Source organism: Rossellomorea sp. NS-SX7 (assembly GCF_052828565.1).
The window spans coordinates 3,352,572-3,365,257 of record NZ_CM128249.1; the positions used below are offsets into that span (position 1 = coordinate 3,352,572).

The 12,686-nt window shown below is 45.7% G+C and carries 8 protein-coding genes; all 8 read right to left on the reverse strand.

The window, feature by feature from the left end:
• Positions 1 to 541: 541 nt before the first annotated feature.
• The 8 genes from ACUXV2_RS16755 to whiA all read right to left on the reverse strand — a co-directional run bounded on the left by ACUXV2_RS16755 (position 542) and on the right by whiA (position 12,631).
• The gene (locus ACUXV2_RS16755) at positions 542 to 3,403 is read right to left on the reverse strand and encodes an ATP-binding protein (protein WP_446244286.1); all 2,862 of its coding nucleotides are present in this window, start codon (positions 3,401 to 3,403) and stop codon (positions 542 to 544) included.
• Entirely contained in the window at positions 3,390 to 3,761 is a 372-nt protein-coding gene (locus tag ACUXV2_RS16760) for a response regulator transcription factor (protein WP_446244287.1), read from the reverse strand. Before ACUXV2_RS16760 ends, ACUXV2_RS16755 begins: the two co-directional genes overlap by 14 nt.
• Position 3,762: 1 nt before the next feature.
• Complete coding sequence (locus tag ACUXV2_RS16765) at positions 3,763 to 6,993, reverse strand: hypothetical protein (protein ID WP_446244288.1); 3,231 nt, start codon at positions 6,991 to 6,993, stop codon at positions 3,763 to 3,765.
• Positions 6,990 to 8,402 (reverse strand): glycosyltransferase family 2 protein, encoded by a 1,413-nt coding sequence (locus ACUXV2_RS16770; RefSeq protein WP_446247099.1) that lies wholly within the window; start codon positions 8,400 to 8,402, stop codon positions 6,990 to 6,992. The genes ACUXV2_RS16765 and ACUXV2_RS16770 overlap by 4 nt, the downstream gene beginning before the upstream one ends.
• Complete coding sequence (locus ACUXV2_RS16775; RefSeq protein ID WP_446244289.1) at positions 8,402 to 9,442, reverse strand: HEAT repeat domain-containing protein; 1,041 nt, start codon at positions 9,440 to 9,442, stop codon at positions 8,402 to 8,404. Before ACUXV2_RS16775 ends, ACUXV2_RS16770 begins: the two co-directional genes overlap by 1 nt.
• 5 nt (positions 9,443 to 9,447) lie before the next feature.
• The gene (locus ACUXV2_RS16780; RefSeq protein WP_446244290.1) at positions 9,448 to 11,043 is read right to left on the reverse strand and encodes a diguanylate cyclase; all 1,596 of its coding nucleotides are present in this window, start codon (positions 11,041 to 11,043) and stop codon (positions 9,448 to 9,450) included.
• A 357-nt stretch (positions 11,044 to 11,400) separates the two neighbouring features.
• The gene (locus ACUXV2_RS16785) at positions 11,401 to 11,658 is read right to left on the reverse strand and encodes an HPr family phosphocarrier protein (RefSeq protein WP_446244291.1); all 258 of its coding nucleotides are present in this window, start codon (positions 11,656 to 11,658) and stop codon (positions 11,401 to 11,403) included.
• 25 nt (positions 11,659 to 11,683) lie between these two features.
• Positions 11,684 to 12,631 carry a DNA-binding protein WhiA gene (whiA, locus tag ACUXV2_RS16790; RefSeq protein ID WP_446244292.1) on the reverse strand — a complete coding sequence of 316 codons (948 nt, stop codon included), beginning with the start codon at positions 12,629 to 12,631 and terminating at the stop codon, positions 11,684 to 11,686.
• Positions 12,632 to 12,686 lie beyond the last annotated feature (55 nt).

A 12,686-nucleotide genomic window follows, 5' to 3' on the forward strand; every position in this document is an offset into this window, starting at 1 on the left:
AATAAGGAATAATTTACTTTTTATGGTATTACATAAAGAGAGGCTTATTCAGCTAACGGGCAGGAAAGTTGAATATGGTAATAAAAGGGGGAATACCATACCAATGAATATTGAAGCAGTTTTTGTTGACCGTGATGGAACTATGGCAATGGACACTTTATACATCCAAAAGATTTCTCCCCATATTCGTCCAGTAGAGATGCATTACAAATTTTAAAGGAGAATAATATTAAAACTTTGGCCTGTACTAATCAACATAGAATTAGTAGAGGTGAAGCTACTCTCGATGATTTTCACAAGGAATTTCAATCATATAAATTAAAGCATTCCTGTTTTTGGCTTATGACAATTGCAGTTATCATCTGAACTATGAGGACAAATAAAGGCATTATCTGAGTATTTTATCACCTCTTATAAGGATGGTCAAAATAGCAACAATCTATGCGAAAAGAGGCTTCCATAAACACCAAAGGCCCCGTCCCTCGATGCGTTGATACGTTAACGCGTTCTGGGACGGGCCTTCAAAAATGGTCTTCAATTTTTATTCTTTTTTAAACGGTATGAGTACTTCCCCATTCCTCCCTTGTTTCAGTAACAGGTGGAGGATGGTTTTTGATAGTTCACTTGGATGATAGGGTTTCACGAGATAATCGACTGCGCCTAGTGTGATTCCTTTTTCTTTTTCATCCAATGCGGACGATATGATGATGGGAATGTTGCAAAACGCTTCATTTGCCTTAAGGGTTTCAAGGACATCCCACCCTGTCATGCTTCCTTCGAGCATGATATCCAGAACGATCGCATCGGGTTTGTGTGCTGTGATCTTTTCAATGGCGTTTTCCCCGGTTTTGCTGTGCTGCACCTGGAATCCGCTGCCGGAAAGCTCAGTAGTCAGTAAAGAAGCCAGGTTGATATCATCTTCAATGACAGTGATCGTCATGCCGTCCCCACTGCTCTCTTCCTCCTTGAAGGTCTGCAGTGTCACCATCGGGAGGCTGATTGTGAATGTGCTTCCTTTCCCGATTTCAGAGGCGACCCTGATGCTGCCGTCATGGTTTTCAATGATTTCCTTCACGATCGTCAGGCCTAATCCTGTTCCGCCGATCCTTCTTCGGTCTGAATTATCTACGCGATAAAACTTCGTGAACAGCTTCGGAAATGCATCGTCCGGTATGCCGAGGCCTTCATCGATGATATTGATGAACACCTTATCTTGTTTTTCATAGATGCGTGCGGTGATATTCCCTCCATCAGGGGAATATTTAATGGCATTGCTGATCAGGTTCGTAAATGCTTGTGATAATTTGTCTTTATCACCGAGAACCATCGTACAATCCGTATCTTTTTCAATCGTGAATGTATGATGGGGTGCATTGACTTTCTGAGTATTGATGACATTTTGAATGATCGGGACGATGTCTTCGTATCGTTTGTCGAAGGTCTGCCTTCCCGCCTCCATCCTTTGAACATCGAGAAAATCATTGATAAGCGAGGTCAATCGTTTCGCTTCCTGATAGATGGTTGTCAGATACTTCTTCGTTCTTTCCGGCTTTAAGTCTTTGGTCAGCATCAATTCAGTGAAGCCGAGGACGCTCGACAGCGGCGTGCGCAGCTCATGGCTGACCGTTGAGACGAATTCCGATTTCATCTGATCCACTTCGAATTCCTTTGTGATATCCCTGTGAACGAAGATGGTCCCGACTTTCTCGTCTCCCCGGTAAAGGGATTCCGAGTAAACCTGATAGACTGTCCTGCCTTCCTCCAGGTGGTACGTATGGATGTGTCTGCCGGTTTTCCCTTCCTCAATGACCATCTCATAATAGCGGTTGAGCGCTTTTTTATTTTCCACCTGACTTAAAAGGGCCTGCTTCCACTCTTCATATGGAGCCTGCTGCAGCGCGCATAATTCGCCTTTGATGGTTTTAGACAATTTCGTATTCATCAGCAGGCTGTTCCCTGTGTTATCCACCAGCTGAATCCCTTCCTGGATGTTATTCAGGATTTCTTGATTCATATGGCGGTCTTTTTCCGTCTCTTCGAAAAGGTGGATCTTCTGCAGGGATATCGAGATTTGCTTGCTAAGACTTCTATATTCCTCTACTTCTTCCGTTCTGAAATCCTCTGCAAAGCGGCTGAAAACCATGATGGCTTCCACTTCTTTGTCAGGGGACAGGACCGGAATGAATAGATCATAAGAGAACATCGTCTCAACATGATATCCTTTTTCCGAATCCACCAGCTCACGCTTTGCGGAGAATGGTTCTTTCTTTTCAAATAGGCGCTGATGCAGGCCGTTATACATGTAGTTTATGAACTGCACCGCACCCTGTTCTGAAATCCCGAATGCAGCGTGGGACTTCTGCTCATCCATGAGGACGACCATGCCGCGGGATGCACCCATGACTCCGCACATGGACTCCACAATGCTTTCCAGTACTTCCTGTTTATGCAGGGAGTATGATATGCCGTTGATGAATTCATTGCGCCGTTCCAATTGGAGCTCGCGTATTTTCGCTACATTGAGGAGATGCTCTAGCTTCGACTGCTGTGATTCCAGCTCATCCTGCTGCGCGACAAGCTCTTCGTTATGAGCCAGAAGGTCTTCTTCTTTCAATTGAATCCTCTGAATCATCTTTTCGAACGCGCGTGACACCTTCCCGATCTCATCTTTGCGATTGTTTTCAAATGACCAGCGCTGATAGGTTTCATCTTCAGCGATTTTCTCAGCCGCCGTAGCAACCTGATTGAGAGGTAATCCGATCTGTTTCGCAAGCATCCTCATGATCCGCATCAGCACCAGGAGCATCAGGAAGATGAACAGGATGAACGCCCCCTGGCTGAAGGTCTCCTTCTGCTTCACTTCTGCATAAGCTATGTCTCTGTCTTTTTCGATAGAATTGATGTAGTTCCTCAGCTGACTCTGGAAGGTTTCAATCGTAGCGGTCGCCCCGTCTGCAGATGCTGTCTTGACTGCTTCTGCATCACCGTTTTCAAAATTGATGATTGCATTGGCCACAAGCTGATTGAAATAATAAGATGAGAATTCTTCTACATCCTTGATAAAGAGTTCTTCCTCAGGCTCGGTCGCAATCGTTCTTAATTTTTCGATGCTATTCTCCACTTCGATTTCTTGGCGGTAGACGCTTTCTTTGAATACCTCTCTTCCGAATAGGAAGTAGCCCCTGGCGTCAAAAAATGCCTGATTGAACCCTTGATCCAGACGCTGGGCGGCATCTTCCTTCTCAGAAAGCAAGCTCCTTTGTTCCTGGTACGCGTTCGTGATGTATTGATTGTATAGGAACAAACACGCCGCACCCGCCAGGAAGATGAGGATGAAGCTGGTCATCACCCCGATGAATTGATTTCGGAGGCTTGTTTGAAAGTACTCCCTAATGTTCTTCATTCAAGATGTCCTCGATTCGCTTGACTAGATCCATAGGGCTGTATGGCTTGGCGATGAAATAGTCAGCACCGCCAGCCAATACCCGTTCTTGATCGGCTTGCTGGCTTTTCGCCGATACCATCATGATTTTCACATCTTTTTTCTCCGGGGTGGCCCGGACCTTCTCAATGACTTCGAGGCCCGTGTAGATGGGCATCATGAAATCCAGCAGAATCAAATCATAGTCATTCTCCATGATGCTTGTGATTGCTTCCTCGCCGTCTGCTGCTTCATCCAGATCGTGCCCTTCATCCTCAAGCGTGTCCACGACAAGCATCCTCAGGACTTCCTCATCCTCTGCAACCAAAATTTTTGCCATGTTATTCCCCTCCTTCTTCATAAGCCTTTTGCATCTCATAGTATGATTGCTTCAACCGTTCATGAAATGCCGGCTGATCCCAGGTCTTCCAGCTGTAATGATAGAATCCTTCGGGATCGATCAGATTTCCTTTTTTCGCCGGATACGAGAATGAGTCTTCTCCATCCGTTTCATATAGTCCAATGTTGATCCCGTCGATGATTCGACCGGCTTCAAGTCCTTCTTTCCATACATCCGCCATCGCTTCTCGCTGACTTGGGTCCTTGATGTTCAACAGCTGCCATGGAATACGGATCTCATAACGATCTTTCGACGTATTCACACTGATATCCGTAAGAGAATTATAGTGTTGATCTTCCGGATTCGCCGTACCGAATGTCATGACGCCAGTTTCATAGGAATCAAACGGCAGCACTTTGCCGTTAATGTTCAATTCCTTATTCAGTGTCAGGCGTATTCCGTGATAGTTCCCGTTGTCTTTCGTTGATGCATAATCATTGCGCGGGATCATATCAAGGACGTCACCATAATGATAATAAAACGTATCGTAATAACTATCCACCAACAGACGTGCCTTCTCTTCCCCTTGGATGTGCAGCGCGAAATCGACACCGGATGTCTTGACGTCTGCTTCACCAGGAAGGGAAGATTCTCCTTGGTCACCCACGGTATCGAATAAGAGGTACGTGTCTTTATCCTTCGTGATCTCATCTGTATCCAACCTGAAATATAAATACCGTTCATCACTTGTGACATACATGGAATGCCCTGAGTCTTTAAATGCAGGTGAAATTTCTTTATTATCCCAATCGTCGGGACGTCCGTCCACATGGATCATCGACGTTTCATCCTCACCCGGATCAAAACTCAGCAAGCCGAATTGCTGCTCGTTCGTCTGGGCATTCGACCAGAAAGGACGTCGATCAGGATTATCATAATCCATCGTGTTCCATGTACGCTTGAACCATTCGTCCTGCCAGGCAAAGACGAGCCCGCCTGCCGCCTTCTCTTCTACAATATCTTCAAAGAGTCTGCGGTTGATCTCACCCTGTTCCTTTTCTGAATGGTGTCCTTGATCCCACCCTGAGACGTTTCTATGCGTGAGCCCACGTGAACCCGGCACCCCGAATTCAGCCACCAGAAGAGGCATCGTATGGGCCTTTTTCATATCGTTCAGATAACCCGCATAGTTATTCTTCTCGCCGCGGTGATCGATGTAGTTGACATACTTGGGTTCATAATTCAAGAAGTCAGGATAGTAAGGGTAGATATGATAGGAAGCGAATAAGCCTCCATGAAACTGTTCAGTGGCTTTCATCACGTTCGGATCGATGGTTACTAAATCTTCCGTTTCCGACGGCTCACTCGGATGCTCAAGCAAGTCCGTGGTCACCCAGTTCGTGAAACTGACCGGACGCTGCCACTTGTATTTCTCCGTCTCATATGCAATTCCTTCGTTCATTCTATCCGCCAGCCAAACTTCAAACGGCTCTGCACCACTAGTGGTCAAGTAGTCCCCCTTGAAGTCATCGAGGCCTTTATGCTTTTCATTCGTTGCCAGGACGACTTCGGGATCCCATTCGACACCGAAGATCCAGCCGAGAACGTAAGGTGAAATATCAAAGCTGTATGTACCGGATGCGTGACCTTTTCGTTCAGGAAGCTTGGCGTTACCGTGAACAAGATCGATGGTGCGCTTGATTTCCGCTTGAAATTCTTCTGTATTCTCCTTGGAGAAGGCATTGTTTGTCTCAAGGAAGATCTCTTCATTCACCCACACACCGTGGAAGAGGTAAAGAGGCTCTTCTGCCATTCGATTGTATTCGTAAAATGCTTCATAAAAGGCCGGCGGATGGATGGTATAAACGCGGATAGCGTTTGCGTTCATTTCACCGATCTGTTTGAACCATCTTGAGTATTCCTCTTTTGTGATGGCCGTCTCACCAGGGAATGCCCCGGGTTTCGCAATCCCCATGTTCACGCCTTTGATGAGGAGATCATTCCACTTCCCGTCTTTATTGACTTGAATATAGTCGCTTCCCGCTTTACCTGCCATCTTCAGGCCATCTTCTGTTTTGATGCTGATGCTGCTTTTAGGTTCAGCATCATCTTTTTGTTCATGGATACGGTCAAGAATCTTTGTCATCATCGGCACATAAGCCTTCCAGTAGAAAGCGGAAGCATTATTCGGATTCGACGCTTCGGTCCATTTTCTCCATGTTGAAAACCCTGTTGTCTGGTAAAGATTCGGAACGTCCGGATGGTCCGCGAAATCACCGCTGAAATAATAAGTGTCATACACTTCATTAACTCCGTGTACGACTGCCGGGAAGGTTTCAGGCAGATTAAGGTCCTCTAAGGTTTTCTTACCGCTTTTGGATAAGGATAATGTGTAGTTGGCCAACACTTCATCCTTGTTGACCGGTTCGACGATATCAAACCAATAGGAGTATGAAACATCCATCTTTTCACCGAACTGTTTTTCTCCTTCAGAAGTCGTCGAGAAGACTACGCCCTCTTTTCCAATATCCTTCTTATCAAGAATGACCAGCCTGTCGTTCTTATCCACCAGCACATATCCGGATCCGGTGAACGCATATGGTTTGCCGTACTGTTTGTTATAATTCTCCCTTACCCATTGCGGGACTTCACTGCTTTCCATGTCGGGGAAGTACCGGCCGATCCAGCCTGACCACTCCAAATTGAACAGGGAATAAAAGGATTGACGGGTTTCTTCCGTCGTCGGATGTGCCATCGAATTAAATTCGGCAAGGAGGGTTTTACCATCTTTCACCGCCATCTCCCTTAATGCTTCCATGTCTTCATTGGTCAATCCGCCGTATACTTTCGAGGAGCGCTCCCCTGAAATATTCTCGTTGTTGAGATCTTCTTCATATACACCGTACGTATCAGCTACATAGACGGCATCGTAGCCTTCGAGTGAAGTCGGCAGAGCTTTTGTATTGGAATGCCCGCCTGCATCAGGAACGTATCCGATATAATCTTCATCAAGCTCGTAAGGCATGCCGTCCGATTTGATGAATTTCTGCTGATTCAGCAGCCACATCAATCCCTTATGTTCACGGTACGTCGTGTCAGGAACGGTCTTATCTAGAATCAGGACATCGAGTTCCCGATCATCCTTCAACTGCCAAAGCCAGAAAGGAGCAGAAATAACGAGCACGATCCCTAAAATGAATAAAAGGAAGCCGTATAGTTTTAACTTTGTCATTTTGATACTCCTTTTCTGGCCATTTCTCCCCAGCCTGTCTTTCTCCGTAGTACGTCAAGGATCCCTTCACAGCGCCACAGGACCGTCAGCGGACGGTACCAGAGCGTCTCCGTCAGCGAATAGAAGAACAAACGGATGATATCCGCCGCCCTCGGATACTTCCTTATGGTCCATTCCTCAAGGAGCACGGAAGCCATTGAAAGGATGGAGCCATAGATGACAGACAGCAAGAATAATAGAATGGCAAATTCAAGGTAGACCCCGCCCAGGAACAGGGAAAGGATCATCACCAAATACCCCATCAGCTCGACCACGGGGCCTAAGAATTCAATGATGAGAAAGTAAGGAATCGACACCATTCCAATGGAACCGTATTTCGGGTTGAAGATGAGCTTGCGGTGGATCCATAGACTTTCAAAGAGCCCCCTGTGCCACCTTCTTCGCTGCCTGCGCAGATACTTCAATGATTCCGGCGCTTCCGTCCAGCTCACAGGGTCCGGGACATAAACGATTTTTTTATTTGCTTCCTGCTCTTTCACATAGCGGTGGAGCCTCACGACGAGCTCCATATCTTCGCCGACCGTATGGGAATACCCCCCGGCGTCCACGACCCAGCGCTTTGAGAAAACGCCGAACGCCCCGGAAACGATGAGGAGGAGATTATGTCGGCTCAAGCCGATCCTGCCCATCAGGAAGGCCCGTAAATACTCGATCACCTGCATGACGACAATGGGTGACCGCGACAAACCGACTTTAACGATCTCACCGCTTTCAATTTCACAGCCATTCGCAATGCGGATACTTCCGCCTGAAGCAATGACTTCGCCGTCAGACTCGATAATCGGCTTCATTACCTTTAAGAAAGCAGTGCGCTCGAGGACTGAATCACCGTCAATCGAACAGAAATATGGATAGTTGGACACATTGATGCCGGCATTCAAGGCATCTGCCTTCCCTCCATTTTCTTTATCCACGACGAGCAGGTTCTTATACACCTTAGATTGATAGACAGCCTTCACCTGCTTTGTCTTCAATTGCTGGCGGATGACCCATTTTATTTTTACCAGCTGAAAAGATTCGATGAGCTTCTCCAGAGAGTCATCCGTCGACCCGTCGTTGACGATGATGATTTCATATTCCGGATATTCAATGCTCAGCAAAGACCGGACAGTCGCCATGATTCCGACCGATTCATTGTAAGCCGGCACCAGGATGGAGACGGGCTTTGTCTGATGCAAGTGGAGCAGTTCTTCATAAGGCTCCCTTTCATCCAGCTGATAACTCCTTCTTAACTGAATGAAAGAGATCAGCAGTAAAATAGAATAAAAGGAAATGACGAGGATCATATAGACCAGGACAGCCCATCCGATGGCCATCAGGAATGTTCCCCATTGTGCAGTTACATCCATCATACCGACCCTCTTTCCAGCCATTGTTCTGCCATATCCCTTGCGAACGTATCTTCCTCGGATGCAGCGATCTCCCTTAACACGTCTTTGCCTGTTTCAAGCCTTAATAGAGACTGAGCGGCCTGGGAACGGACATAGAAGGATGAATCGCCCATAAGGTCCTGAAGATACTGGATGAGTTCAGGATTCCTAATATATTCGCACGCCTTGATGGCCATCAGGCGCTCCTGCCAGGAAGACGACAGAAGATGTTTCGTCAATTTGGATGGTGCTAGGAAATACTCCATTTCAACGATTGCTTTCAATGCACGGATTCGGATTTCCGCCGATTGATCATCGAGAAGACTTTCAAGGAACATGCTGTCAGCCTGCCTGCTCCTGAGGCCGACTGACTCAATCAGCGCATACCTTATCTCAATGGGCAGTTCACCAAACATCCGGATGAATCGATCGAGCTGCCCCCCGTTAAATGACTTAAACAGCAGACTATAATCAAATTCAGTTAATGGATGTTTGGGATTCATCATCTTCTCCAAGATCCCGGCATCTTCATTTACAATATAAATCTTCAGGAGCTGTACTTCTTCACTCTTTGTCAATCTCTTTGAAGCATACAACCGATCAAGATGAATAAACATATTCTTCATATCAAACTCCTCAATCCAATAAAGGGCATTCATCCTCATGCTCCACCGCCGATGAGTCAAGCGTGACAGGATATACGATTCGAATCGTGTTTCGGCAAACAACCTGATTCGTTCATGGATCCTGTCTCCGCCAAGAACCTTGGCAAAACCTGCCGTCAATTCAATGAGTGCCTTCATTTGAAGCCGTGAATCAAAGCCCAATGCCTTTTCATCCCCTTCATCGTTGAAGTACTGAAAAAGGGGAAGCTGATACTCTACCTTATACTTCTCCACCTTGGTCCGCCTGTCATTTTCAATCAATTTCGTTATGACCAGATAACTGAACAGCAAAAACAGAATGAGCAGTAAGCTGACAAGCACAACAGAGAAATAAAATATCTCATTTTCAAACACGTTCTTTACCTCATCCTCTTCAAAATTTGCCCTAAACGCGCTTCAAGTTCGAGCAGTTTAAATGGCTTAGTCATATAATCATCCGCTCCCAACTGAAGGGATCTCGAAATATCTTTTTCACTGCTGCGAGAAGTCAGCATCAGGACCTTATAACGATCTGAATCCTCACGTTTACGAAGTCTTTCAAGGACTTCAAGTCCATCCATCTTCGGCATCACCCCATCCAGTATCACAAGGCATGGAGATTCCGAATGCCATTCGGCTTCCAGAAAAGCCGCTCCATCTTTAAAGCTCTTGATATCATACTTCACATTCTTTTCTGCCGGCAGCTTGGAAACAATATCCCTCATCACCGTCCGGATGATCGGGTCATCATCCACGATGGCAACCTTAATAGTCTTATTATGTTGTATATCGGTCGATTTCGAGTCGATTTCCACCCTGTTCCTTCCGTTTTCTTTCGCCTCGTAAAGTGCTTGATCGGCTAATCTGAGCCATTCATCAATCGGTTTGGACGGATCGGTGAATTCCGTGATGCCTGCAGAAAATGTGCAGGAGCCGGCATCCTCGAAAACGAGACTGCTGAAATCCTGTCTGCAGCGATCAAGGCAGGCATATGCATCCTTAACAGGGGTGTTTGGGAAAATGATGACAAACTCCTCGCCCCCATAGCGGATCACGGTATCCTGCACCCTGACATTTTTCTTAAGAAATGCACCAAATTCAGCCAGCACGTTATCCCCTGCCAGATGGCCAAATCGATCATTCACCTTTTTGAAATGGTCGATATCAAGGACGGCTATGGAAGACGGTTCTTTCCTGCGGTTCCAGATGCTCTTGACCTGGTCATATCCTTGCGCAAGGTATTTACGGTTGTATACATGGGTCAACTCGTCAATCAGCACCAGTTCTTCAATCTGCCTTTTCCGGTCGATCTGTCTCTTCACGCGAACGATGAATTCATCAAGATCAAAGGGCTTCGGAATGAAATCATCCGCCCCCAATTCATAACACTTCATTCTCGTTTCTTTCTGGTCATCGACACTGACCATGACGGTAGGAAAGAATTGCTGCTTCAGTTTTTGCTTAAAGAAATCAAGGACCTCGAAACCATTCGTTTCTTTCATATAAATATCGATGATGGCACAATCCGGCCTCACATCATAATAAGACATCACCGCTTTTTCCGGATTTGCAATCGGTACGACATACCATCCGATGTTTTCAAGCTCTTCTTTCATATACATGAGGAAGGACGTATCATCATCGACGATAAGGATGACCGGCTCCTCTCCATCCCTGCCCTGCTTCCCTTTAAAATCAGTGACCGTCCCTTCCTCCAGCCGATAATATGCTTCGATGATGTCAAATAGCATGGTTCTCAGTTCTGGGATCGTCAGCAGGCGGTCATCCTTTTCATCCATTGAGTCCATCAATTTTCTGGCAACATCGCCGATTTGATTTAACCCGAGAGTTGAAGCGGACCCAGCCAAGGAGTGCACAAACCGATACACTTCCACATGCGGCACTTCCGGCTTCGCTTCCCATTCCTCTAATTTATTTCGAAAGTTATTTAAAAAATGCTTTTGGTATTTTTCCATTATCATCTTCTGCCTTTTTATTGGAGTTTTTTCGGGGGTGTTCTTCATTCATTAAGTTTTACTATTATACTGCTGGCATTGAGAGTTTAATAGTCTTTTTGAAAGTGTTATTCTAAGGATTTCAACTCATATTTAGCCAGACATTTCAATATCCCCTGAAAATATAAATGTATCAAAAAATGACAAACACTTCCATGATCTTTTCTTATTAAAAATTCCATTTTATCGAAAGGTTGAACCTATCACTTTATGCCCTAACACTTTGAAGCATTTCGAAGGAGCACCAAGTTTGGACATGATGACACAAAAAGCCAGCAGCCCGATAGGACTGCTGGCTTTTTAGATGTGAAGTTGATCTTATGCTTCTTTTCCTACAAACTTTTCCAAGGCAGCGATCGCTTCTTCTTCGTCGCTTCCGTCTGCTGCCAATGTGATCTCGGACCCTGTGCTGATCGCCAGGCTCATAAGACCCATGATGCTTTTGGCATTCACTTTTTTCCCGCCTTTTTCCAAAAAGATCTCGGATGAGAAACGGTTTGCCTCCTGTACGAATAGTGCTGCAGGACGCGCTTGAAGACCCGTTTTCAATTTCACTTCGACTTGTTTTTCTACCATTGTCATTTCTCCCCTTTGCTTCTGCTTATTTATTCAGTTTTTCTCCCGCCCTGATTTTCTCTGCAATTTGATCTATTTTACGTAAGCGGTGGTTGATTCCGGATTTACTGATGGTACCGCCTGATACCATTTCCCCCAGTTCTTTCAATGTAACGTCTTGATAGGTGACCCTCAGTTCTGCGATTTCACGCAATTTATCAGGGAGCACCCCCAGACCGACATGCTTTTCGATGAACTTGATGTTCTCTACCTGCCTTAATGCCGCCCCGATCGTTTTATTCAAGTTGGCCGTCTCACAATTGACAAGACGGTTCACGGAGTTGCGCATATCCCTTACAATCCTTACGTCCTCAAACCGAAGGAGAGAGTTGTGGGCTCCCACGATATTAAGGAACTCGGTGATTTTTTCAGCTTCTTTAAGATAAGTGATGAATCCCTTTTTACGTTCGAGCGTCTTGCTGTTCAGCCCAAAGGTGTTCATCAGTTCCGACAACGCTTCGTTGTGTTCTGAATAGAGGGAGAAAATTTCAAGATGGTAGGAAGATGTTTCCGGATTGTTCACCGATCCCCCTGCCAGGAATGCCCCTCTTAAATAAGATCGTCTGCAGCACTTCTTTTGAATGAGACTCTCTGAAATATTATGGATGAACGTAAAACCCTCACCAAGGATTTTCAGGTCCTCGAGGATTTTTTTCGTATCTTCTTTGATCCGCACGATGTAGACGTTGTTCTTCTTCAGACGCATTTTCTTCCGCACTAAAAGTTCTACCGGGGTGTCGTATCCCTTTTTGATCAATGTATAAATCCTTCTAGCAATTGCGGCGTTTTCCGTTTGAATATTGACGACCAGCATCTGGTTCGAGAAGGACAGTGAGCCGTTCATCCTGATGAGAGCTGATAATTCGGAATTGGCACAGCAATCCTTGACTTCAATATTGGTTAGTTCTTTTTTTGTTTCTGACGCAAACGACATCCCCATCACCTCCTAGCAAACGCTTGCACAACCTTATACAACAGAAATTTATCTC